This window comes from Campylobacter hepaticus (assembly GCF_001687475.2).
In the GTDB taxonomy this organism is placed as follows: domain Bacteria; phylum Campylobacterota; class Campylobacteria; order Campylobacterales; family Campylobacteraceae; genus Campylobacter_D; species Campylobacter_D hepaticus.
In genome coordinates this window covers 1,286,407-1,310,425 of the sequence record NZ_CP031611.1, presented here as the reverse complement: position 1 = coordinate 1,310,425, position 24,019 = coordinate 1,286,407, and the positions used below count along the sequence as shown (strand labels likewise).

At 27.0% G+C, this 24,019-nt stretch carries 28 protein-coding genes and 3 pseudogenes; 16 read left to right on the top strand and 15 right to left on the bottom strand.

Annotated elements, in window-relative coordinates:
• Position 1 precedes the first annotated feature (1 nt).
• From tkt to A2J15_RS06440, 6 genes are read left to right on the top strand one after another with little or no spacing between them, the layout of a single operon-like run.
• Positions 2-1,900: a transketolase gene (tkt, locus tag A2J15_RS06465; protein WP_066779104.1), complete on the top strand. Its 1,899-nt coding sequence runs from the start codon at positions 2-4 to the stop codon at positions 1,898-1,900.
• A gap of 3 nt (positions 1,901-1,903) precedes the next feature.
• On the top strand, positions 1,904-3,013 hold the full coding sequence (locus tag A2J15_RS06460; RefSeq protein WP_066779106.1) for an MlaE family ABC transporter permease: 1,110 nt from the start codon (positions 1,904-1,906) through the stop codon (positions 3,011-3,013).
• The gene (locus tag A2J15_RS06455) at positions 3,014-3,736 is read left to right on the top strand and encodes an ABC transporter ATP-binding protein (protein ID WP_066779108.1); all 723 of its coding nucleotides are present in this window, start codon (positions 3,014-3,016) and stop codon (positions 3,734-3,736) included.
• A gap of 3 nt (positions 3,737-3,739) precedes the next feature.
• Positions 3,740-4,630: an MlaD family protein gene (locus A2J15_RS06450; protein ID WP_066779112.1), complete on the top strand. Its 891-nt coding sequence runs from the start codon at positions 3,740-3,742 to the stop codon at positions 4,628-4,630.
• Positions 4,630-5,226, top strand: coding sequence for an ABC-type transport auxiliary lipoprotein family protein (locus A2J15_RS06445; RefSeq protein WP_066779115.1), 597 nt, complete (start codon positions 4,630-4,632; stop codon positions 5,224-5,226). Before A2J15_RS06450 ends, A2J15_RS06445 begins: the two co-directional genes overlap by 1 nt.
• 58 nt (positions 5,227-5,284) lie before the next feature.
• Entirely contained in the window at positions 5,285-5,785 is a 501-nt protein-coding gene (locus A2J15_RS06440; protein WP_066779119.1) for a flagellar FLiS export co-chaperone, read from the top strand.
• Positions 5,786-6,088: 303 nt separating this feature from the next.
• Here the strand turns inward: A2J15_RS06440 and map are convergent, their stop codons facing one another.
• The 9 genes from map to A2J15_RS06395 form a co-directional block, all read right to left on the bottom strand.
• Complete coding sequence (map, locus tag A2J15_RS06435) at positions 6,089-6,850, bottom strand: type I methionyl aminopeptidase (protein WP_066779122.1); 762 nt, start codon at positions 6,848-6,850, stop codon at positions 6,089-6,091.
• An 11-nt stretch (positions 6,851-6,861) separates the two neighbouring features.
• Entirely contained in the window at positions 6,862-7,605 is a 744-nt protein-coding gene (murI, locus tag A2J15_RS06430) for a glutamate racemase (RefSeq protein WP_066779125.1), read from the bottom strand.
• Between the two features lies 1 nt (position 7,606).
• A complete protein-coding gene (locus A2J15_RS06425; RefSeq protein WP_066779128.1) occupies positions 7,607-8,068 on the bottom strand; it encodes a C40 family peptidase in 462 nt (153 codons plus the stop codon).
• Between the two features lie 3 nt (positions 8,069-8,071).
• Positions 8,072-9,238: a Na+/H+ antiporter NhaA gene (gene nhaA, locus A2J15_RS06420; RefSeq protein ID WP_066779130.1), complete on the bottom strand. Its 1,167-nt coding sequence runs from the start codon at positions 9,236-9,238 to the stop codon at positions 8,072-8,074.
• Positions 9,235-10,383, bottom strand: a complete 1,149-nt coding sequence (nhaA, locus tag A2J15_RS06415; RefSeq protein ID WP_116980507.1) for a Na+/H+ antiporter NhaA — start codon at positions 10,381-10,383, stop codon at positions 9,235-9,237. Before nhaA (A2J15_RS06415) ends, nhaA (A2J15_RS06420) begins: the two co-directional genes overlap by 4 nt.
• A 132-nt stretch (positions 10,384-10,515) precedes the next feature.
• Entirely contained in the window at positions 10,516-10,695 is a 180-nt protein-coding gene (locus A2J15_RS06410) for a putative motility protein (protein ID WP_066779134.1), read from the bottom strand.
• A 116-nt stretch (positions 10,696-10,811) separates the two neighbouring features.
• Positions 10,812-11,255 (bottom strand): DUF411 domain-containing protein, encoded by a 444-nt coding sequence (locus A2J15_RS06405; RefSeq protein WP_066779136.1) that lies wholly within the window; start codon positions 11,253-11,255, stop codon positions 10,812-10,814.
• Positions 11,256-11,967: 712 nt separating this feature from the next.
• Positions 11,968-12,138 (bottom strand): hypothetical protein, encoded by a 171-nt coding sequence (locus tag A2J15_RS07685; RefSeq protein WP_185157313.1) that lies wholly within the window; start codon positions 12,136-12,138, stop codon positions 11,968-11,970.
• A gap of 273 nt (positions 12,139-12,411) precedes the next feature.
• The gene (locus A2J15_RS06395; protein WP_066777481.1) at positions 12,412-12,636 is read right to left on the bottom strand and encodes a helix-turn-helix domain-containing protein; all 225 of its coding nucleotides are present in this window, start codon (positions 12,634-12,636) and stop codon (positions 12,412-12,414) included.
• Positions 12,637-12,813: 177 nt separating this feature from the next.
• Here A2J15_RS06395 and A2J15_RS06390 point away from each other — a divergent pair, with 177 nt between their 5' ends.
• Both A2J15_RS06390 and A2J15_RS06385 read left to right on the top strand, forming a co-directional pair.
• On the top strand, positions 12,814-13,038 hold the full coding sequence (locus A2J15_RS06390) for a DUF6290 family protein (RefSeq protein ID WP_066777479.1): 225 nt from the start codon (positions 12,814-12,816) through the stop codon (positions 13,036-13,038).
• Positions 13,035-13,298, top strand: a complete 264-nt coding sequence (locus A2J15_RS06385; protein WP_066777477.1) for a type II toxin-antitoxin system RelE family toxin — start codon at positions 13,035-13,037, stop codon at positions 13,296-13,298. The genes A2J15_RS06390 and A2J15_RS06385 overlap by 4 nt, the downstream gene beginning before the upstream one ends.
• A gap of 93 nt (positions 13,299-13,391) precedes the next feature.
• Here the strand turns inward: A2J15_RS06385 and A2J15_RS06380 are convergent, their stop codons facing one another.
• Together A2J15_RS06380 and A2J15_RS06375 are read right to left on the bottom strand one after the other, a co-directional pair.
• Entirely contained in the window at positions 13,392-13,646 is a 255-nt protein-coding gene (locus A2J15_RS06380; RefSeq protein ID WP_066777474.1) for a hypothetical protein, read from the bottom strand.
• Positions 13,647-13,660: 14 nt separating this feature from the next.
• Positions 13,661-13,909, bottom strand: a complete 249-nt coding sequence (locus A2J15_RS06375) for a hypothetical protein (RefSeq protein ID WP_066777470.1) — start codon at positions 13,907-13,909, stop codon at positions 13,661-13,663.
• 749 nt (positions 13,910-14,658) lie between these two features.
• Here A2J15_RS06375 and A2J15_RS06365 point away from each other — a divergent pair.
• Positions 14,659-14,985 carry a hypothetical protein gene (locus A2J15_RS06365; protein ID WP_066777468.1) on the top strand — a complete coding sequence of 109 codons (327 nt, stop codon included), beginning with the start codon at positions 14,659-14,661 and terminating at the stop codon, positions 14,983-14,985.
• Between the two features lie 71 nt (positions 14,986-15,056).
• Positions 15,057-15,404, top strand: coding sequence for a hypothetical protein (locus A2J15_RS06360; protein ID WP_066777465.1), 348 nt, complete (start codon positions 15,057-15,059; stop codon positions 15,402-15,404).
• 300 nt (positions 15,405-15,704) lie between these two features.
• Here A2J15_RS06360 and A2J15_RS06355 read toward each other — a convergent pair whose 3' ends face one another.
• Positions 15,705-16,376, bottom strand: a complete 672-nt coding sequence (locus tag A2J15_RS06355) for a LexA family transcriptional regulator (protein ID WP_066777462.1) — start codon at positions 16,374-16,376, stop codon at positions 15,705-15,707.
• A gap of 443 nt (positions 16,377-16,819) precedes the next feature.
• Here A2J15_RS06355 and A2J15_RS06350 point away from each other — a divergent pair, with 443 nt between their 5' ends.
• From A2J15_RS06350 to A2J15_RS07800, 6 genes and pseudogenes are all read left to right on the top strand, one after another.
• Positions 16,820-17,800, top strand: coding sequence for a hypothetical protein (locus A2J15_RS06350; protein ID WP_066777458.1), 981 nt, complete (start codon positions 16,820-16,822; stop codon positions 17,798-17,800).
• A gap of 9 nt (positions 17,801-17,809) precedes the next feature.
• Positions 17,810-18,385 (top strand): annotated as a pseudogene (locus A2J15_RS07910) (hypothetical protein); the annotation flags it as partial.
• Positions 18,386-18,814: 429 nt separating this feature from the next.
• Positions 18,815-19,195, top strand: a complete 381-nt coding sequence (locus A2J15_RS06340; protein ID WP_066777456.1) for a hypothetical protein — start codon at positions 18,815-18,817, stop codon at positions 19,193-19,195.
• 260 nt (positions 19,196-19,455) lie between these two features.
• Positions 19,456-20,599: pseudogene (locus tag A2J15_RS06335) on the top strand (hypothetical protein).
• 19 nt (positions 20,600-20,618) lie between these two features.
• Positions 20,619-22,564, top strand: a pseudogene (locus tag A2J15_RS06330) (hypothetical protein); the annotation flags it as partial.
• Between the two features lie 164 nt (positions 22,565-22,728).
• On the top strand, positions 22,729-22,983 hold the full coding sequence (locus A2J15_RS07800; protein WP_066777454.1) for a putative barnase/colicin E5 family endoribonuclease: 255 nt from the start codon (positions 22,729-22,731) through the stop codon (positions 22,981-22,983).
• A 147-nt stretch (positions 22,984-23,130) separates the two neighbouring features.
• Here the strand turns inward: A2J15_RS07800 and A2J15_RS06325 are convergent, their stop codons facing one another.
• From A2J15_RS06325 to A2J15_RS06320, 3 genes are read right to left on the bottom strand one after another with little or no spacing between them, the layout of a single operon-like run.
• Positions 23,131-23,577 carry a hypothetical protein gene (locus tag A2J15_RS06325; RefSeq protein ID WP_066777452.1) on the bottom strand — a complete coding sequence of 149 codons (447 nt, stop codon included), beginning with the start codon at positions 23,575-23,577 and terminating at the stop codon, positions 23,131-23,133.
• Positions 23,546-23,722 carry a hypothetical protein gene (locus A2J15_RS07600; protein WP_162876108.1) on the bottom strand — a complete coding sequence of 59 codons (177 nt, stop codon included), beginning with the start codon at positions 23,720-23,722 and terminating at the stop codon, positions 23,546-23,548. The genes A2J15_RS06325 and A2J15_RS07600 overlap by 32 nt, the downstream gene beginning before the upstream one ends.
• An 11-nt stretch (positions 23,723-23,733) precedes the next feature.
• Positions 23,734-23,919: a hypothetical protein gene (locus tag A2J15_RS06320; RefSeq protein ID WP_066777450.1), complete on the bottom strand. Its 186-nt coding sequence runs from the start codon at positions 23,917-23,919 to the stop codon at positions 23,734-23,736.
• Positions 23,920-24,019 lie beyond the last annotated feature (100 nt).

Here is a 24,019-nt window from a genome sequence, read left to right as displayed (position 1 = left end):
AATGGACATTAAAATTTTACAAGAACAAGCAAATACTTTAAGATTTTTAAGCGCAGATATGATACAAAAAGCTAATTCAGGTCACCCTGGTGCACCCTTGGGTTTAGCAGATATACTTAGCGTTTTAAGCTATCATTTAAAACACAATCCTAAAAATCCTACTTGGCTAAATCGTGATAGACTTATTTTCTCAGGTGGACATGCTAGTGCTCTACTTTATAGCTTTTTACATTTAAGTGGTTATGATTTAAGCTTAGATGATCTTAAAAACTTCCGCCAACTCCATTCTAAAACCCCAGGTCATCCTGAAATTACAACACCTGGGGTAGAAATTGCTACAGGTCCTTTAGGTCAAGGTGTTGCAAATGCAGTAGGCTTTGCTATGGCAGCCAAAAAAGCTCAAAATATCCTAGGAGATGATTTAATTGATCATAAAATTTATTGTCTTTGCGGGGATGGAGACTTGCAAGAAGGTATTGCTTATGAGGCTTGTTCTATAGCAGGATTTCATAAACTTGATAATTTAATACTCATTTATGATAGTAATAATATTTCTATAGAAGGAGATGTAGACTTAGCTTTTAATGAAGACGTTAAAATGCGTTTTCAAGCACAAGGATTTGAAGTTTTAAATACCAATGGACATGATTATGAAGAAATCAACCAAAGCTTAAAAAAAGCACAAAAAGCTACAAAACCTTGCCTTATCATAGCAAAAACCATTATAGCAAAAGGTGCACAAGAACTTGAAGGCAGTCATAAAAGCCATGGTTCACCTTTAGGCGAAGAAATAATTAAAAAAGCTAAAGAAAAAGCGGGGTTTGATCCAAATTTAAGCTTTTATATACCAGAATTTGTGAAAATTCGCTTTGAAAGTGCTATAGAACTTGGAGATTTAGAAGAAGCAAAATGGAAAGAAAAACTTAAAAAATCTGGTAAAAAAGAACTTTTAGAAAAACTTTTAAATCCTGATTTTACTAAAATACAATATCCTGATTTTAAAGGCAAGGACTTAGCCACAAGAGATAGCAATGGTGAAATCTTAAATGTTTTAGCTTCAAATTTAGAAGGTTTTTTAGGAGGAAGTGCAGACTTAGGACCTTCAAATAAAACAGAGCTTTATAATATGGGTGATTTTATAGAAGGGAAAAATCTCCATTTTGGTATCAGAGAACATGCTATGGCAGCAATCAATAATGCCTTTGCAAGATATGGAATTTTTCTTCCTTTTTCAGCAACTTTTTTCATCTTTAGTGAATATTTAAAACCTGCTGCACGGATAGCAGCCTTAATGAAAATCAAACATTTTTTTATCTTTACCCATGATAGCATAGGTGTTGGAGAGGATGGACCAACACATCAACCCATAGAACAACTTAGTACTTTTAGAGCTATGCCTAATTTTTTAAGCTTTAGACCAGCCGATGGGGTAGAAAATGTTAAAGCATGGCAAGTAGCTTTAAAAGCTGACATTCCAAGTGCTTTTATACTTTCACGTCAAAAACTTAAAGCCTTAAACGAACCTATTTTTGGTGATGTTGAAAATGGAGCATATTTATTAAAAGAAAGCAAAAACCCTAATTTTACACTTTTAGCAAGTGGTAGCGAGGTCTCACTGTGTTTAGATTTAGTCAATGAATTAGAAAAACAAAATCTAAAATGCAATGTTATTTCTATGCCTTGTTTTGAACTTTTTGAAAAACAAGATAAAGCCTATCAAGAAAGATTATTACAAGGTGAAGTTATAGGTATTGAAGCAGCCCATTCAAATGAGCTATATAAATTCTGTCACAGAGTTTATGGCATAAAAAGCTTTGGAGAAAGTGGCAAAGATCAAGAAGTATTTAATCATTTTGGTTTTAATGTTTCAAACCTTTTAAATTTTATCCTTAATCAATAATACATGAGTGCTAATTTTAAGCTAGAAAACAATACTCTTTTTATTTTGGGTACTTGGGATAAAACAAGTACTTACAAGTTAAAAACTCAAGACTTTTTAACTTTAATTTTAAGCAAGGAAATTATTTTTGATTTTCACTCTTTAGAAGAAATTGATACTGTAGGAGTAAGATTTTTCCTTGCCTTAGAAAATGATCTTAAAAATAAAAATATTAAAACCATTAAACAAGGTTTAAATACACGTTTTCAAGCACTATTTGAACTTTGTGCAAAAAATTATCAAAGACTAGATAAAAACAATAAACCTCATAAAAATCTTAATGAATATTTTATCAATCTTGGAAAATCGACTTTAGAACTTTTAATAATTTTAAAAAAATTCATTAATTTTACAGGAGCTTTTTTTATCAGCCTTTTTTCCTGTTTAAAACATCCTAAAAATTTCCGATTTATAGCCTTTTTATACCACATAGAACACTCAGCCTTAAAAGCCCTACCCATAGTGATATTAACCGCTCTTTTAGTAGGTATAGTTTTAGCTTATCAAGCTGCTTATCAACTTGCTCAATTTGGTGCAAATATTTTCATTGTAGATTTAATGGGAATTTCAGCCACAAGAGAACTTGCTCCTTTAATCGCTGCTATTGTGATTGCAGGAAGAAGTGCTAGTTCTTACACAGCACAAATTGGGGTAATGAAAATCACAGATGAAATTGCAGCTATGAACACCATGGGATTTGGATCTTTTGAATTTATTATTATTCCACGCGTTATGGCTTTAGTTGTAGCCATGCCTTTAATCGTTGCTATAAGTGATGCGATAAATATTTTAGGTGGAATGTTAGTTGCAAAACTAAGTCTTGATATCTCTTTTAATGAATTTTTAAGACGCTTTAAAGAAGCTGTAGCATTAAAACACATTATCATAGGTCTTATTAAAGCCCCTATTTTTGGATTTTTAATAGGCATTATTGCTTGCTTTCGTGGTTTTGAAGTTAAAAACACCACTCAAAGTATAGGAATTTATACAACAAAAAGTGTTGTAAACACTATTTTTTGGGTTATAGCTTTTGATGCTTTATTTTCAGTAGTTTTAACTTCTATAGGAATTTAAATGATTATTAAAGCACAAAATATCACAACCAAATTTGGACAAAATATTATCCACGATAACATAAGTTTTCAAGTACAAAAAAATGAAATTTTTGGGATTTTAGGTGAAAGCGGAAGTGGGAAATCTATACTTTTAAAACAAATGCTTATGCTTGAAAATTTCAACGATGGTGAGTATGAAATTTTAGGATATAAATTAAAAAATATTAGCACACAAAATGCTTTAGCTTTACGTAAAAAATGGGGAGTAGTTTTTCAATTTGCTGCTCTTTTTAGCTTTTTTAATATTTACGAAAATATTGCCATTCCTTTAAAAGAATATACCAATTTAGATGAAAGTACTATTGAGGAACTCGTTTTAATGAAGCTTAAAATGGTAGGATTAAACGAAAGTGTTTTAAAACAATTTCCTAATGAACTTAGTGGAGGTATGCAAAAAAGAGTAGCTATTGCTAGAGCTTTAGCTCTTGATAATAAATTGCTTTTTTTAGATGAACCCACCTCAGGACTTGATCCTCATAGCAGCCGTGAATTTGACGATTTAATTTTAAAATTAAAAAAAAGTTTTGACTTAAATATTGTTTTAGTCACACACGATAAAGAAAGTATGAAAAACCTACTTGATCGTTTTATTATTTTAGAAAATAAAAAAGTAGGATTTTGTGGAACTTATAAACAATTATACGAACAAAATGAAAAACTTTTTAAAAAATTTATGGAGTAAAAAGTGGAAAATAAATCAAATTATTTTTTTGTAGGACTTTTTGTTTTTGGGATATTTTTTGCCACTCTTGCTTTCATGCTTTGGCTTAGCGAATACGCCAAAGAAGAAAGTTTTAAGTATTATGAAATTCACACGCAAGAATCTGTTGCAGGACTTAGTATAAAAGCACCTGTAAGACTTTTAGGGGTAGAAGTGGGTAGTGTAGAACAAATCAATATTTACAACAAAGATAAATTAGGTGTTAATATACTCATAAAAGTTAAAAATGATACTCCTATAAAAGAAGATACCTTTGCCACTTTACAACTTCAAGGCATTACAGGACTTAAATTTATCGAACTCCAAGGTGGAAATAAAAATAGTCAAGACTTAAATCCAACAAAGACTCAATTTCCTATTATTCCTTTTAAGGAAAGTTTATTAACAAGTATAGATAAACAAAGTGAACATATTTTTTCTCTTATAACAACTCTTGATACCCAATCTAAAGAACTTTTAAGCGAGAGAAATCTTAAAAATCTAGAAATATTGTTGCAAAATCTAGCCCAATTAAGTGCCAATTTAAACAATCACTCTAAAAATTTAAGCCTTAATCTTTCAAACGCAAGCATTAAAATGGGAAAAATGGCTGATAATATAAGCCTTAGCACTCATCATTTTAATTCTAGTCTTACACAAATAAAAGATACTTTATCAAATTTAGATGATTTTATAAAAAAAGCAAATACAAAACTAGATAGTTATGATGATATAAAAATATCTTTATTGCAGAATTTAGAACTTCTTAAACAAGTTTTAATTCAAAGTAATATTTTAATAGAAAATTTACAAAATAGTCCTTCTGATTTGCTTTTTAAAACAAGCAAACCTAAGTTAGGGCCAGGAGAAAAATAATGAAAAAAGCATTTTATTGTATTTTAATTTTTATTTTTATATTAAATGGATGTTCTTTAAAGCGTGAATTTGTAAATCCAAACCAAAGCCTTTTGCTTAAAGATGATAAAAGCTTAGTAAGTATAAATTTCAAAAAAACTAACAAAATTCTTAAAATCCGCAATATAGACACACCTTTGTATCTAAATTCAAAACATATCATTTATCTAAATCGTGGTTTTGCAAATAAATATGCTCATTATTTGTGGGCTGATTTACCAAGTGATCTTTACTCTTCTTTAATATTATCAAAATTTGAACAAAGTCAAATTTTTATAAGCGCATTTTCTCAAGTAAGTTCTTTAAAAGCTGATTATATTCTTGAAAGCAAAATCAATGCTTTTAATCAAATAATCAATCTTCATGAAAATTATGTTCAAATTTCTATAAGCGTTAATTTTATAGATCTTGAAAAAAATCAAATGATTGCTCATAAAAATTTTAGTATTAAAGAAAATATAGAAAAAAAAGATATCTATGCCACCCATAATGCTTTTGAAAAAGCCTTAAACACCCTAACAAATGAAATTGTCTTATGGGTAAATTGTAATTTATAATAATTTAAGGAACGCTTTTTGCTTTTCAAAGATAAGCTATACTTTTGAAAGGCAAACAATGAATAATAATTTAAATATTTTCAAAAAACACTTAGGTGAAATTCAAAGTCTTAACGAATTCCAAGCAAAACAAATTTATTCACAAATAAATGATGCAAATGATTTTATTGGAGCATTGCAAGTACTTGATATAACTTTAAAAAAAATAGAACAAAGTATATTAAAAAGAATAGATGAAAACTTAGATGATGTACAAAAAAGAACTTTAGATGCAACAACATCACAACTTATACAAAATTGTTCTTTTATGGGAGCAGGACTTTTTGGAAATATTTTTAATGTATATGTGGGAAAAAAACTTTTTGAATTTGAAATAAGTAATCCTCTTTTAATTTTAAAAACAGATAATTATGAAGGGGTATTAGCTTATATTCAAGATAAAAAAGATGAAATAAAAAATATTTTATCAAAATTAGCTAGCACTATTAGCATGGATCAAACCCTTGATAATAGAGGGATTTATGAAGACACAATAGACTTTAAAAATTTATTTAAATAAATTAAGAAATTATTTGTTTTCTTTTAATGAATATAATATGTTTTAGCTTAAAGAGATTTTCTAAAATACCAAAAAGAGCCAGGCTATAAATAAAAAAGGGGAGGGAAAATTAGCCTAGCTCAAATGAGACCCACAAAAGATCTCTTTAAGCCAAAAATTCTAAATATATCAAATCATATCTACGTTTTAATTTAATATATTTTAAGTATTTTATTCTAAAAATACTTAAAATATTATTTAGTAATTTAAATTATTAAATAATATTACTATAATTTTTCAAATAAAATACTATTTTTCACAATTTTACACAATTGCAGAAAGAATTTCAGCACGCCCATTAACTACAGCAACACAATGCTCATAATGTGCGCTATTGAGCCCATCAACACTTCCAGCATCCCATTTACCATTATAATGCTTTGGAGTCCCATCTTTTTGACATATCATAGGCTCTATACAAAAAACCATACCATTTTTAATTTTTGGACCACTTTTTGCATTAGCTCCATTTTCTAAATAATTTAAAATTTCAGGTTCTCCATGAGGTTTACGTCCTATACCATGCCCACAATACCCACGAAGCGGAACAAAACCTCTAGTTTGGATAAATTCACCCAAAGCAGCCGAAAGCTCTTTAAAACGCATGCCTTCTTTGATAATATCTATAGCATGATATAAAGCATCTTTAGCGCAAGAAATTAATGCCTGATCTAAAGATGAAATCTCTCCTATAGCAATAGTCCTTGCAGCATCTCCATAATATCCACCAACCACACTCCCAACATCTATTCCTAAAATATCACCCGCTTTTAAAATTTTATCATCTGGAATTCCATGGATGCAAACCTGATTTAAAGAAGTACAAATTGCACCTGGAAAACCATAAAGTCCTTTAAATGAAGGTTTAGCTCCAAGACTTAAAATATAATCTTCGGCCATTTGATCAATTTGTTTTAAACTCATTCCTATTTTAATTTCTTTTTCTAAAAAATCTAAAGTTTTTGCTACAACTTGATTTGCTATTCTTAATTTTTCTATTTCATCTGGTTTTTTTATTTCTATCATTTTTCATTTCCTTATAATTTTAGCCAAATTCTAGCAGTATTCTTTAAAGAATCAACATCACTAGAAGCATAAAAATGTAAATTTGCCTTATAATTTTTAGTTTTTATATTCTCTTGTTGCTTAAGAAAATCAACTATAGCATCCCCTGAATGAATTAATTTTGTTTGATTACCAAAATACTCACTCAAAGAAGAACTCAATAAAGGAAAATGAGTGCAAGCAAGTATTAAAGCATCAGGAGTTAAAAGGTCTTTAAAATAATACTCCATAGTACTTTGCATAAGCTTACCCTCAAAAATACCTTCTTCAACCATAGGAACAAAAAGCCCTGTAGCTAAAGCATTAACCTTAGTAAAACCTTCAAGCAATAAACGTTTTTGATATTCTTTTGAATTAATAGTAGCTTTTGTACCAATCACTAAAATTTCTTTATCTTTATCACACAAAGCTTTACTTGTTGCCTTAACACCTGCATCAATAACTCCATACACTGAAAAAGTACTTTTTTGTCTTAAAACGTCTAAAGCATAAGCACTAGCGGTATTACACGCAATAATTAACATATCAATTTGAAATGATCTAAAAAATTCTAATGCTTCAAGACAAAATTTAACAATAGTATCTTTATCTTTTACACCATAAGGAACCCTAGCAGTATCTCCATAATAAATAATCTCATCAAAAAGCCTAGCTTCATAAAGAGATTTTAAAACACTTAATCCTCCAACACCACTATCAAATACACCCACTTTCATACTAATATCTTCTTGCTCCTATATAACGTGATTTCCAATAAGAACTATCAAGTCTAGCTTCTTTTACTCCACCTTTTGTGGATAAATGTATAAATTTTCCTTTATTTGTATAAATACCTACATGCATGCCATTTGGTCCTCTATTGGTTTTAAAAAAAACAAGATCTCCGGCTTTTAATTTAGATTTAGAAACCTTAGTACCTAAGGCTAATTGAGTTTGAGTGGTACGTGGTATATGTATTTTAAACTCAGCCATAACATTTTGTGTAAAAGCTGAACAATCAGCACCTTTTTTGCTTCTCCCCCCTAAAACATAGGGAGTATTTTTCCACTCTTTAGCAATAAATTTAAGTTTTCTTTCTTTATTTACATGAGAAGGAGTAAAATCAGGATATAAATTTTGATAAAAACTACATCCACTCATAAAAAATACTACAACAATAAAAAAATAAATCTTTCTCATATTCTAAGACTTTTTAGCAAAAAAATTAAGATAAATCAAACCCCAAATTCCAGAACAAAAAGAAGCTATAAGAATAGCTAAATTATCAGCATAATTAAAAATATCACTTGCTTCATAAGCTAAACCATCAATAAACAAACTCATAGTAAAACCTATACCTGTTAATATACACACTCCATAGAGTTGTTTTATATTGCAACCTTGAGGTAAGCTTGCAAATTTAAATCGAATTGCCAAGTAAGAAAACAAAAACACCCCAACTTGTTTACCTACAAAAAGCCCTAAAAAAATACCTATACTTACACCTGAAAAAAGTACTTTAAGATCAATATTAGATAAATTCACCCCAGCATTAGCAAAAGCAAACAAAGGTAAAATAACAAAAGCTATCCAAAATTTTAAACCTTCATAAATTTCTTCTAAAAAAGGTTGTCCATTTTTAGTTTGCATAGGTATAAAAAATGCTGTAATAATTCCAGTTAAAGTTGCATGAACCCCACTTTTTAAAACACTAATCCAAAGAATAATAGAACAAATAAAATAAAAAGACTTTCTTGTTACACCCAAAAGATTTAAAATAAACATTACCAAAATAGCTATACCGCCAATAACTAAAGCTAAAGTAGATAATTTTGTCGTATAAAAAATAGCTATAATTAAAATAGCACCAACATCATCAAAAATAGCCAAAGAAAGCAAAAAAAGCTTTAAACTTGTAGGAACATGTTTTCCACACATCATCAATATAGCCAAAGCAAAAGCAGTATCTGTAGCAGTAGGAATAGCCCAACCCCTTAAAACATAAGGATTAGTTATATTAACTAAAGAAAACAAAAGTGCAGGTATAAGTATACCTCCTAAAGCAGCCATTAGAGGTAAAACAATATTTTTGGGATGTTTAAACTCACCGCATAAAAATTCTTTCTTAAGTTCAAGCCCTATTGCAAAAAAAAATATTGATATTAAACCATCATTTATCCAAAGTAAAAAAGGTTTTATAAGCTCAAATTCGCCTATACTAAAACCTACCTTTAAATTTAAAAATTCACGATAATACGTACTAAAAGACCCATTTTCCATAAGTAAGGCAAAAATAGTACAAACTATAAGTAAAATACCGCCAAAAGCTTCATTTAAAAGTAAAGCTTTTAATTTAGATACTAAAATCATTTAACAAACTTAAGATAAATAAAACCAACAATAGCACTTAAAAAACTAGCTACTAAAATAGCAAGTTTATCAGCATGTTCAAAAATATTACTATTTTTATAAGCTAAACCATCAATAAACAAACTCATAGTAAAACCTATACCTGTTAATATACAAATGCCATAAAATTGTCTATATCTCACGTTTTCAGGAAGCTTAGCTAACTTCAATTTGATAGCAAGATAACAAAACATAAAAACACCCAATTGTTTTCCTAAAAATAATCCCAATATAATCCCAATACTTACAGGTGAAAATACAAAATCAAGTTGCATATCTCTAATATCAATTCCAGCATTAGCAAAAGCAAATAAAGGTAAAATAAAATAAACCACCCAAGGATTTAAATCTTTAAAAACTTCGTGTAAATAAGGTTTTTTATTTTTAGTATCAAGAGGGATAAATAAAGAAATAATTACACCTGCTAAAGTTGCATGAACCCCGCTTTTAAGCATAGCTATCCACAACACAACACCCACTAATACATAAAGCGATAAATGAGTAATATGATAATAATTTAATAAAAGCAAAGCAAAAATACAAAACAAACAAATAATAATAGCTAAAACAGAAAGCTGATCTGTATAAAATAAAGCTATAATTAAAATAGCACCCAAATCATCAAAAATAGCCAAAGAAAGCAAAAAAAGCTTTAAACTTGCAGGAATTTTATTTCCCAAAAGCATTAAAATACCCACTGCAAAAGCAATATCAGTTGCTGTAGGTATAGCCCATCCTTTCATAGCAAATTCATGAGAATAATTAATAGCAAAAAAAATCAAAGCAGGTGCAATCATACCTCCTAATGCACCAAATATAGGTAAAGACACAGATCTTATATTTTTAAGTTGCCCTCGTAAAATTTCATATTTTAACTCAAGTCCTATACAAAGAAAAAATATAGCTATTAAACCATCATTTATCCATAAATCTAAAGATTTTGTAAGCTGAAAATGATCAAATCCAACAGTGAAATTAGCATGAAAAAAATCTGTATAAATAGGGCTTAATGAAGAGTTTTTGCATAGTAAAGCCAAAAAAGTACAAAATACAAGCAAAATACCTGGAAAAGTTTCACTTAAAACCATTTTCTTTATCATCAGCAAATCCTTAGTTGTTAAAAATAAAAAAATAAATGCTAGGATTATAACCAAAAAATGCTAAAGAAATATTTATTTAAAATCACTCTAAGACACTAAAGTCAATATCTTAAAGCGATTTGTTACATTTTAAGATATTTAGGCATAAATATCTAAACTATTTGATCCCAAAACTTCCGCATTAAAAGATTCAGAGCATTCTTGCATACCTTCCATGAGTTTATTTAATAATTCTTCATTTAAATCCATAGATTTTTTTAATATTGAAGTATTAATTGTACTCATTAGGCAAGCATTAGAAGGAATATCTAAAGCCATAACGCCTCCTTTAATTTAAGTCTTAAGACTTCAATTAAATCGAATATTACATGTAAAACTTGATACTTTTTAAATTTATTTCAAAAAATTATAGTTTTTATGGCAAGAAATTAAAATCAAAATTTTTCATCTCCCATAAAATATCCATAAAGTTCATAAGTTCCATCTTTTTTTATTAAAATAACAGGATATTTTTCACTATATCCTTGCTCCATTCCAGGACTTCCTTGTGGCATACCAGGAGCTGAAATTCCTATAATATTTTTAGGTTTATTCTCAAGCAACCAAGCTATCGCACTTTCTGGAACATGCCCTTCTACTATATAACCCTCAATAAACCCTGTATGACAACTTTGATATTCATCTTTTATACCAAAATCTTTTTTAATCTTTAAAATATCATGTGTTTTATGCACACTAATTTCATAACCTTTATTTTTCATATAATCAGCCCAAAGATCACAACAACCACAATTTGGACTCTCATAAATTTGTATATTTTTAGCCTGCATTGTACTGAATAAAATACATGCAACAAAAATTAAAATACTTTTTTTCATTTTAAATTATCCTTAAAAAAATATCTAATAATACTTTTATAAAGTAAATATAATAATTATTTAAATACTTTAAATACAAAGATATTAACAATTAAGTTTTTTCACAGAAAAATCAATTCTTTTAATATATCAATTCTCATGACAATTTTTAAATTTTTTATATTTAATCATGATCTTAAAATGCTTGGAAAAAATCCAAAAAAATAAGAAAAGCAAGTGATTTATTAATTAAAACTAGTAAAAATACTAAATACAACACAAAGAACAATTAGTCTTTAAGAAACAAGAAACTTTAAACCGCCGCTTAATACAATTTTGCTTTTAGATGATATTTTTAAAGTTACACCAAATAAACTATTATTAGAAGAGTGTTTAATGATAATATCTTGTGCATCATAAGATTAACAAAAGAACTTAATCGTAAAACTTAAATATAAAAAAGATTGTTTAATTATATTTTACATAGACTGGAGTTAAAAAACTCATCACATCTGTAAAAATTAAAGGTGATTCCTTTGCTAAAAATTTTGTTTTAGTCTCTTTTTAAACTTCTTTATGGTAAAATACACTTTTATCAAATAAAGAAAATTAGATGTTTTTCTATGGAAAAAGATCTAAAATTATGTTATAATTCTTACTAGAGAAATTTAAAAAGAGACTAAAATAAGTGGTTTTTGGTTATCCACGCAGGGTTACAATCCCTTTAAAACCATTAAAATTCAAATAAACTAGCTTGTATAAACTTAGTTTTTTTCTTTTCTTTACTTATTTTTTCATTGTAATATTTAAATTCTTTGCTTTTTTCATCATATTCAAATAAAACTAAATTTTTATTATCATTTATTTTTTCATTAAAAGAAGTTCCACCTAAAAGGATTTGCATATTGTCAAATTGTTTTTCTGTTATGGTTAAAACTCTTATATTTCCATCTTGTTGTTTTGTTCTATGAAGTTATTTTGAAAATTTCTATTTTTTCATCTTCAATTGATAAATTTAAAAAATGATCTGATTCCTCATCAGAAAGACATATTTTATAACTCTCTTTATTTTCACTATTTTATGAAATTTTATCAATACTTTTTATTCATTTTTAATAAATTATTCTAAAAATTTTTCCAAAAATAAAAATAAATGGTGTGTAAAATTTCAATATCTTTATAATTCTGATATTATTTGATGAGCTTTTTTAATTGTTTCTAATTTTCGCTTTAATTCTATATTTTCAAGCATTGTTTTTAAAAAAAGTTCTGTAAGTCGTGGCAAATTTCCATTTTTCCAACGTGCTATAGTACTTTCTGGTATTTGCAACATTTCACTTAATTGTCGTTGAGTAATATTTAACTCTTCGCAAACTTGTTTGATTATGTTTTCTTTGTGCATATATCTCCTTTATTGTTTTAATAATTTTATCATAAAGCACCTTGATTTTCTTGCTTTAATTGATTTAAAATGTTTTGTTATTAAGTGTAAAAAAGTAAAAATTTTATATTAAATATTAAAATGTATAAAAACTTTTATAAAATAATTTGCTATAATTTTTAAAAAAAAGGATTTTTAATGCTTAATCTAAATATAGAATTATCAAGGGAAAAAGAACAAGCTTTTTTAGATATAGCCAAAGCAAGAAATACAAGCAAAGAAAAGATTGCCCAAGCCTTAATTATAGAATTTTTAGAAGACTTGCAAGATGCAAAAATAGGCGAACAAGCTTATAAAGAATATTTGGCAAATGAAAAAAAAAGCATTAGTGCTGATAATCTTTTTAAACAACTTAATTTATGATAGAAATTTATTTTAGCCAAAAAGCAGCAAGACAAATTAAAAAACTAAATAAAGAAGCCCAAAAGCAAATTAAAAAATGGAAAGAAGAAATGCAAAGCCTAGAAAGCCCAAATCAAAAAGGCAAAGCATTAAAAGGAAATTTAAAAGGTTTATGGCGTTATAGGATAAATGATTATCGCTTAATTTGTTTAAATGATGATAAAAAATTAACTATTCTTTGTCTTGAAGTAGGACATAGAAAAGAAATTTATAAGCCATAGCTTATAATAATATCACTCATAAAAATGCATTTGTTTATCTTTATCTTGTTGATGTATTAAAAATTCAATTTTAAAAATGTTTTGTTTGTTTTTTCATAATTCTTTCTCCTTTAATCTTTTTACTTCTTTTATAGCTGCTTCATCGTTATTTTTAACCTCTATAAGTCGTAAAGCATCAAGGATTTTTATACGAAAATTAGTAAGTTTTGCATTCATTTTAATTTCACTTTCAAATTTTAATGATATTTCATTTATAGTAGTATCTTTTAAAGCTATAATGCTTTTTAACCTTTTAACTTCTTTTTTTAAAGCTATAATTTTTTCATTTTTTTTAAACGTAAATAACATGTTTTACCTTTTATTTATCTATCATAAGATAGATGATAAATTTGATTTTGCAAAGAGCTAATTTCTTTTATATTTTTAATATTTACTTCTATTTGCTCTTTTAATTGATTTAGAAGTTGTATTTTTTTGTTTTCAAGATTAGAAATTTGAGTTTTTAAAGATTTATTTTCATCTTTTAAAGACTTATTTAGCTTCATTTCTTTTCTATATTCATCTTTACTTAGTTTTATAATGACTTGTTCTTTTGTGTGATAAGCTTTCATTTTTTCTCCTTTTAGATTAATGCTTAAAAGGGACAACTGAGTTCTTTAGAATAGGAGATAAAACAAAAAGGTAAATTATGAAGTAGTTAATTTGTAAAAGTTGCCCCATTTAAGCATTAAAGGAGCTTAAGAAAAGCCAAGAGCCTTGCTCTCTTGGCGTGAGTATTGTTTAAGTATAGGCTAAGCAAGGCTATTCTATAATTTTAGTGGTTTTTTAGTTTAGTTGATTGATTATTTCAATCAACTTTTTTACTATTTCTAACAATAAAAAAGCAATTTTTAAAAACTTCTCTATCATCAAAAACAGCTCCTTTCCCACCAAGAGAATTAGCCACTTAAACTTTATAATTATACAAAATATTTCTTAAACTCTTGATTTTCTGTCATTTTAAAGTGCAAGAAAACCTTAAAAATAGCACTATAAACAATAATAACGAGCCAAGTTTATGGATAACTTGCTAACCCTTCCGCTATACACAACTATCAACGCGATAGCAAAGCTTAATTTCCAAGCAGTCAAAAGCTTAAGAAAGTTCTTTAATAAAAAGAACTTGTTAAACTTTTAATAAAGCTTTTCGTATTTTTTATATATAAAAACAAAAAAACCTTTAAAACTTATTTTTTGTTTTTTGAAATAATTCTACATAATGGATAATTAAAACAAACTTAAAATTTATACAATTTGGATAATTTTTAAAAAATATTTTGTGATATAATTTCTTATATAAATTAAAATAAAGGATATATTTTTGAAAAATGAAACATATGAAGATAAACTAGAAGAAGCATTTAATGATTATCTACATGATAAGATGAGTAAATATGAACTTTTTAAAAAAATCAGCGAAATAAAAATTGAAAATTTAAAAAATATTAAAGATATTTATGTAAAAGAACCTAATTTATTTCAATTTAAATGGTTCATATTCTGTGTAGCGATGTATTTTATTTGCGTTTTTATATCTATGAGTTTTTTAAAAAATGAAGTTTGGTTTTTTATTTATTTTATATTTTTTGTATATGTTTATGCAAAAGGAGTTGACAGAAAAATTTCATATATTTATCTAATAACATAGATAATTGTCAAGAATATATAGAAAAATTAAAAGAGAGAATTAAATATATCGAAGATCACCTGCTTGATTTTATGGATGGAGCAAAAGAAAAAGCAATTATAGAAGATTATTTTAAATTAAAAAAATATACCGAATCTATAAAATTTCAACTTAAAATTTTAAAACTACACCCTACACTGAAAAATGAATTATCTAAATTAAAAAATTCTTTTGAGTTTGAATTGTCACATGAAATAATTGATTTTTACTTTTCAGAAATCGAAAAACAAATAGAAAATGAAATGGGGTTTAGCGATGAGATGAAATCAATAATAAAGTATCAAAAAACTCTTTGGCTTGATAAAGATGACTATAAATTTTATAATTATTTTTATAAAAAACGGGATGAATTTGTTGAATCAATTCCATGGCTATTTTAAAATCATTATAAAATTCTTGTTTTAAAGAATTTTATACATAATTTGACATTATGATGGTTAGTGCGGTGATTAAAAATCCAACTAAGCTTAAAGAAGTTACCAAAATGACATCAATTTTCTGAATTAAATTTTCTAAAATTTGTTCAATCAATTCGATAGTAATACCATCCTTTTATAAGATATTATCTAATTGAAAAATTTATATTTATTATATTACAAAATTACCAAAAATTATTTATGCGCATATATTTTTCCATAAATTATCATCATCTAATGACTTCTATAAAATTTTTAAAGGTTTCAATTTTCATTTACCAATTTTAAATTAGATTTTGGGTTATTGGGCGTCTTTTGAATTTTTATAACTTTATAAATTTTCAAATCATCCATATTATCAATATCAATCCTAAAAGTAGTAGTTTTAAAGTTATCACTTTGGTTAACTGGTTTAAATTCAATAATTCCAACATCTTTCTTTTCCACAAAAATCTTGCAAGCAATTTCATTATTATTGATATAAACAACAAGGTCTCCATGTCTTGGTTTTGAACTGTCTGTATCATATATAATAATGTCTCCATCTTCAATTATAGGGAACATGCTGTCGCCATTGGCTCTAGCTGCTTTTAAATTTGATTTACTTTGTGATAATGGTATATAAGTAAATTCATCTTCACACTCATAAACATCATTAATTGACAAGCCACAACTTACAGACCCAGTAATTCTAATTCTTTGCACTTGGATTGGCTCATGTGATATTAAAACATTTGCATCAGTTTCTCCAAGAACTTTCAAAACCGCTTCTATAAATTCTGCAGTCATTTTTCTTTGTCCTAATGCATATTTTGAAATTGCAGCTGTTTTAATTCCATGTCCATTTCTATACCCATATGCGGTTAACTTCTGTGCTAACTGATTTTGTGTTAAATTATGTTTTTTTAAGAGTTTCTTTAAATTGTATCCATTCATATTTTATAACCTTGTATTTGAAAATAATTATACATATTGTATAATTTATAATTATACAAATCGGATTATTTTAAGAATAATTTAATTATCCATTATGTAGAATTATATTTATGAAAAAAATAGATTTAATTAAAAAATAACTTTGAAATTTGGAGGAGCCAATAGCTCTTGGTAGGCAAAAATTAACGGCAGTAGGAAAGTTGATATAAAAACCGCATTAAAATTAAAAGATGAATTTAATATTCCATTAGAATTATGGGGAAATTCTGAAATTTTTATTAAAATCACCAAGGAAGTTACAAACATACCCAAGCGCGGTAGAAAGCGAAAGGATAGAGAATTAAAGTGATTAATAAAAGGTTAAAATAGGTTTTATAGCGGGATTTTCAATAGGTTTTTTTTAGTTTATTTTTTAATTTAAATTATAACATAAAGGAGAGTTGGTGATACCAAATTTTATAGCAAGCTTTGAAGTTGCAAATTACGAAGGAAAAAGATTAAGACAAAGAAAAGGATATTTAAAACTATCAAATACTATAGCCTATGGAGGACTTAGTGTTGATGCTCTATCATTATATATTCAATTAGCAAAACTTAGCGAAAAAACACTTGTAAGTGAGATTTATTTAAGAGAATTTATAAAAGTTAAAAATAATCAAAGAATGAGTTTAAATAGATTAAGAACTGCTAAAAAAGAATTAATCGAACTTAAACTTTTAGAAATTAAAAAAGTTAGAAAGGGTTCTTTAAATTTTTATGAGTGGATTTTAAAAGATGAAAATTATCAAGTTAAAAAGCACTTCAATAAATCTTTAACTTTGCTTAAAAATAGTGATGAAAAACTAAGCAAAACTCTTAAAAATAACGCTTCATCAATCGACACAATTTCGACTCCTCAAAGTCAAAAAAGTCAAAATTCGCTATATATAGATACGCGTGCGTGCGTACGCGCTAATAATATAAATAATATAAATAATATAAATAATATAAATAATATAAATAAAAAAGTAAAGAAAGAAAACGTTTTTAATCAAAACGTCTCTTTTTGTGGTAGTTTTTTAAAACTTGATGAAAAGGAACTTCAAAAAATGAGTAAAAAACAATTTAAAGTACCAAATATTAATGAGCTTATGGGACAAATAATGAGTTTTAATGAGAAAAATGGAACAAATTTTGGTGAAAAACTAGCTAATGATTTTATAGCTTATTGGGATGCTAGAGAGTGGAAAAGAAATGGAAAAATAATGTCAAGTGTTCCTGGAAGTCTCTATACTTGGCTTAAATACGCAAAAGAAAATGAAGCAAGAAAAAGTTACAGTTTTACTAGGAGAAAAAAAGAAGCTGATCCAAGTGTGGTTGATAGCCTGATGGAATATTATGGAATGAAAAAAGAAAATGAAGTTAATCTCTTAGGATGCTTTTAAGGAGTGAAAATGCAAGAAAAAATTCAAATTTTAATAGACTTATTAGAAATTAACAAAGCCCAAGCTACAGATATTGTGGGTAGATATTTAAAAAATGCAAAAGATATTCATTCTTTTTTAGATTTTTATTTTGAAACTTTAGAAAAGGAAAATATTATAGGAACCACCTATGAAAAATTAAGAATGGTTTGCAAAAAAGCAGAGATTGAATTTAAAAAACGCTTTGAAGATAAAGAAATATTTTTAGAATGGCTTTGCAATAAATATAAAAACCAAGCCTGTTTTAGAGTTTTTCAAGGCGATTTCAAATACTCATATTTCGCAAATTATGGAAGCAATCAAAAAATTAAAATAAATCAAGAATGTATCGATTCTTTAATTTGCATCAATGCTTTTAAGCAAATCACTTATAAAAATGGCGAACCATTAGAAAATAATGAATTTAAAGAAGCCCTACTTGAATTTATTTTCAAAAATCAAGATAGGATAGGAAGAGATTTAGAGCATTCTTTACCAGTGCGAGAAATAGAAAGAGTTTTAACTTTAGATGAAATGAGCGAGCTTGAAACTTTAAAAAATCCAAAGAAAGAACCAAGCGAACAAGAATTGCAAAGACAGCAGTATTTGAAAGAGCTAGGACTTGATGGGCTTGATGAAAAACTGAAAAGACTTGAAGAACTTGACAAAAAGCAAAGAGATAAAGAAGAGCAAGATGCATTAATCGCTAAATATGCACAAGTAGAAAGCGAATTAAGAAAAGCTTACCCTGATGCTGATTTAAAAGCTATAGCAGAACTTGCTACAAAGTTAAGTGGTTTAGGTGAAGGCAATATAGATAGTTGGAAAACCCTACTTAATTTAGCTGGAAAATCAAGTAATGCTAAAAAAGCTGACGATTTATCGAGCGCAAATAACAATATTAAATCTAGTTATTTTAACGATAAATTAAAAAAAGCGAAGTAAATGAAATAGATCTTGGAAAAGAATTATTAAGTTTAGTATCAAGGATAAATAATGGATTTTATAAAAGCACTAAAAGGCGGTATGGGATTAGGATCTGGCTTTGCAGATACTTTGATAAAAACAAGCAATTTCACTCCAAATTTAGCAAGTAGCAGTGGTAGTTTTTTAAATGGATTAAAAAATTCTTTTAGTAATTTCGGAGATTGGTTATTTAAAAGTAGCGATACAAACAAAATAACTAATTTTGATAGATTGGGAAATATTTTAGGAATGGGAGGGGCATTGTATGGAGCCTATAATCAGCAAAAAATGGCTAAAAAGAATTTTGACCTGCAAAAGGATGCATATAATTTTAATAAGTATTTGGCTCAAGAAGAGTCAAGAAGGCGGAAAAATATGGAAAATAATCTTCAAAAGGTTTGGAGTAGTTAATTTTTTGGTTTAAGGAAAAAAGCCAAAGGGTGAAATTATAGTTGCCCCTTAAAAAGGGGAGTCAAGAGGACTTGACTATAATTATACAAAGTAGTATAATTATAACTATAACTTGATTAGTCAATTTAATCGCCTCCTTTTTGGGCGTGATTAAATGCTAAAGGGGTTGGCGCCCCTTTAGCATCAAACCCTTGCTAAAATTATACAAAAATCTTCCTTAAACCCTTTATTTAATTATATTTAATTATAAAAGGATAAAAATGGCTTATTATAACCCACAAAGAGTAGTTTTTAACCCAGATGGCAATGTTATTCAAAATGCTGGCAAAGTCGGAGGGGTATTATATGATGTGCTCAATAAAAATTATAATGATAATTTAAAATTTTCAAAGTGGCAACAAGAGCAAGATCTTAGAAAACAACAAATGGAATTTAATGAGGCTATACAAAATAATCAAATCTTGCAAAATGAAAGAAATTTTGATTATCAAAAGGAAAGAGCAAATATAGCAGATCAACAATGGCAAATGAATTATAACCAAAGAGCTAGACAATATGCCATGCAAAATGCTTTAAAACAGCAAGCAATAAATGCAAAACAAATAAAAGATGAAATTTTGGCAAGTCAAGCAATGCTTAATCTACCAAGCTATACAAAGTCAAATCCTCAGATCAGAGCAATACAAGAAAGATTTAATACCATAAAAAAAGGTGGTGGTGATTCTTATTATGATGGGCAAGGTCTTTTGGATGGAACATGGGAAAACATAAAAGGATTTTTTTGGGGAAGATAATATAAATGATGCTCAAGATAGCTTATTTAAGTTTATAAGCGATAGTATTTATAATGAAAAGGTTAGAAGAGACACAAACTATAATAGAACAAGGTATGATGAAATTTACAAAGAGCCTTCAGCTTGGAAAGCTCAAACCATAAATGCTAAAGAATATGAAAAAGCAATAAGGGATTATATAGCTATTACCCAAGCTAATATTAATGCTTATTATGATGAGCAAATGGCAAAAATTTCTAATTTAAAAAATCCTTACATTAATCATCTTTATGAAGAGCAAAGACAAAAAGATTTAAAATATTTTAGAGATCACTTAGCAAAGGATTTTGAATCTTATTACATTAAAGATAAAATCTAGAATAGACCTAGTAAAAATGCAGTAATTGTAGATAATTCAACAACTCGTCAAAATATACAAAACAATTTAGCTAAAAATATACTAGCGGTGCAAAATCAAAATACTCCAAAATTACATAGTGTTAGTTTTAATGGAATTAATGCTCAAATATCAGAACCCGATGCTAATGGTAATGTAATATTGGTCAATGGGGCGGGTAAAAAAATGCAAGTTAGTGTAGAAGAATTAAAAAAACAAGGATTGATGCAATGAATATAAGAGAATTTTTACTAGTATTTCTTTTTTAAATATAATTAAAGAACAAGATGAAGTATTTAAGAATAAAACAGGTTTAAATGGCGAGTTTGATTATAAAGCTTGGCAAAAAGATAACCACACTTATGAGAATAGAATAAATCGAGAGTATGGCGATGCTATAGGCAAATTAGATGAGCTTAACAATGGAAAAATAATATTAACTAGTCAAGATTTAGCAAAGCTTGAAAAATTTAAAAATAATAATTTTTTAGAACAAGATGTAAAAAATAACATACAAAGCTATTTAGATGAAATAAAAGGGAAAGAAGTAAGCGCGGAACAAATTTTTGGATTAAGAACGGCTATAAATAAGCAATTAAACACAGGAAATAAAACATACAACACAAAACAAGCCTATGCAATAGTAAAAGAAATTTTAGATGATGCGTTGATAAGAAATGCTAGCGATAAGACATTAGCAAAAGAAATCCTAGATAATGCAAATAAAAATTTTGCTTTAAAGGAAAATTTTAAAGAAAGTTATTTAGGCATGATGAAGCCTCAAGAAACAAAAGAAGGGCTTATTGATAGATTGGTTAAAGGGCTTAGAAATATAAATGAAGATAAAAATTTAGAAAATGCTTTTAAAGGTATGAATAAACAAGAAAGATTAGCTAATGAAACTCATACAATGAATGCTTTATTAGAAAAACATAGGATTGAAGACATAGGGTATGATTTTAAATCCTTAGCAAAAGATTTGGAAGATGTTGAATTTTCAAGCAAAAAATTAAAAGATGTTAAAGGTGTTATTAATACATACGCTTTGATATACAATAACAATAGAGACTTAATAATGACAGCTTTAGCCAGTAGCGGTAAAAAGACAAACTCTTCAATAGCTACAACAATACAGGGTGTTTTTGATAGGATATTAATAAGTAGTATTTTCGCCAGAATTCACGCTTTAGCTCCTTTTTTAAAAAGTGCCAAAGAACAAGCGTTAAGAAATCAAATACTAGATGCCATAAAACTTGCTAAAACCAATAAAGAAGTTATATCTAATCTTAAAAACATAAAAATAGCAGATAAAGAACAAAGTAGAATTTTTAAATATGCTTTAGACAATTATATTAAAGTAGATAAAGAGCAAAATAAAATATTAAAAGATGCACTAATAAAAGAAGGTGTCATTAAAGGTGACAATTTTTTCATGGATAAAGCTGATCCAGCTAAAGCAAACAGTGATTTAAATGTAAAAATAAGCGTTTCTCCAAATGTTAGAAATTTGGCAAAGCTTACAAATGATGAGATTATAGCTGACTTAGAATATTTAGCCAATAAACATAACGAGATGTTTAAAAAGCCTAGTGATGTGTTTAAACTTATAAAAGAAATTAAGGAAAATCCTACATTTTTTTATAAAAATAATAGAATGGATATAGCTTTAATAGCAAAAAGATTAAATGATAATAAATTAGGAAAACTTGGTGTAAATAAAGATACTCGAGAAGTTAGACATATAACAAAAGTTAAAGAAAAAGATTTAGCGAGACTTGAAAAAGTTAGCAAGAAAAACACTAAAGAAAATGTTGGCATTATCCAAACTTTCATCCAACCAGGTAGCAAAAATGAAAATTCATTGAATGGGCTACCAAATATCTCTAATTCTACCCAAGCTAAGCCTAAAAAAACTTAATGGAAGATATAAAAGAAAATATTGAGGCTAAAGAAGTAGAGAAAAAGAATAAAAAAAGCGTAAAACAAAAACTTGATAAAAAAATACAAGATGATAAAAAAGCTAGTGAAGATATTCTAAAAAGATATGATAATTTTCTAAAAGAAAATAAAAATAACAAGCTTGATTTTCTAGATAAGATGAATTTAAATACTGTTGAATACAACCTAACTAGACAGATGATAATCAATGCTAAAGAAAACACCCATAAAGGGATAAAAAAGATATTCCAAGCGCTTTAAGAGGTAAAATCGAACAAGAATTAAATATACAACCCTTAAAAGAATTTGGTAAAAATTATGCAGAATATTATCATGATGGAAAAGGTGCTTTACAAAAATTACTTATTGAAAAACAAGGACAGGTAGCAGGTGCTTTTCATAGGAAAGATTTAGGAGATATTGATTTGGTTTGGGAAGAAGTAAGAACATCTAATAGTGAAGTAAAGGGATATGGTTTAAGCAAAATAATTGAAAAACATAAAGAAATTAACGCTGATATCTTAAATGATGTGATAACAAATGGCACAGTTGAGCACAGACAAAATGAGGCCATACAAATAGTAAAAGATAATTATAAAATTATTCTAAAATCTAATTGGAATGGAAATAAGACAAAAAATAAGTGGATTGTGACCGCATATGAAATAAACAAGAGATAAAGAACAAGTATATCAATTGTTCTTTTTACTAAGAGGATTAATCCCCCCCCCCCTTTTTTTTTAAACTCTTAATTAAAATTCTAACAAGCAAAGTTAAAAATAAAGTTAAGTTGGTTTTAATTTGTCTTGTTTTTTTTAAAATATAAATTAATTTTTAGGTTTGTTTTTTATAGAATCAATTATTTTAGGCAAAAGTGCCAACACTCCGAATATAAAAGAAAAATAAGCACCATCATTATGTCCGTTCAATATAAGATACAATCCAACACTTATACTAGTAATAGTTATAAGTAGAAAAGATACCATTCCAAGGCCATTCAAAAAATGATAAGATTTTATATCTTGTCTTTTAATCTCTAAATTTTTATTTTCTAAATCTAATATTTTATTATCGTTATCTTTTTTATATTCTAAAGATCTTTCTAGCATTGTCATAGTTCTATCTGCTAAATCTGAAGGAAGTTTTGCTATAGCATTGAGCTCATTTTCCATAAGAAAGTTAAACTGAGTATTGAAAGTTTGAGGTGGAATTTCTTTATTTTGATTTTCTTGTTTAATAGTATTAGGTGTTTTTTGTTTTTGTGATTTTTTCAATTTGTTTCTCTCTAAACTCAATATTTTCTTTATATAGTTTTGTTTGTTTTTCTCTTATAATGGAATTTAAATCCCATAAATTAAAGCATTCATTTTTTATAGGCTTACCTATAAAACCATCTACAAAAGCTTGTGTTTTTGTCATTTTAGTTTTCCTTATTTTTGTTTTGTGATTTTTTCGAATTTGGCGTTATACTCTTCATTACTATGTTTTCTTAATTCTTCTGATTTTTTATAAAAATCATTTATTAAAGTTTTTCTATCTTTTAAAGATGTAACTTTAAGGATATCTGCATTAAACATATTTTTAAAGCCAAATAAAAAAGCATTTATGTTTGACATTGTTTGCTCCTTAAAAAATCTTAACTTATTATTGATTTTAATTAAATTATACTTTTTTTATAGTTAATTTATACTTATTTTATAGTTTTTATATAGTCTT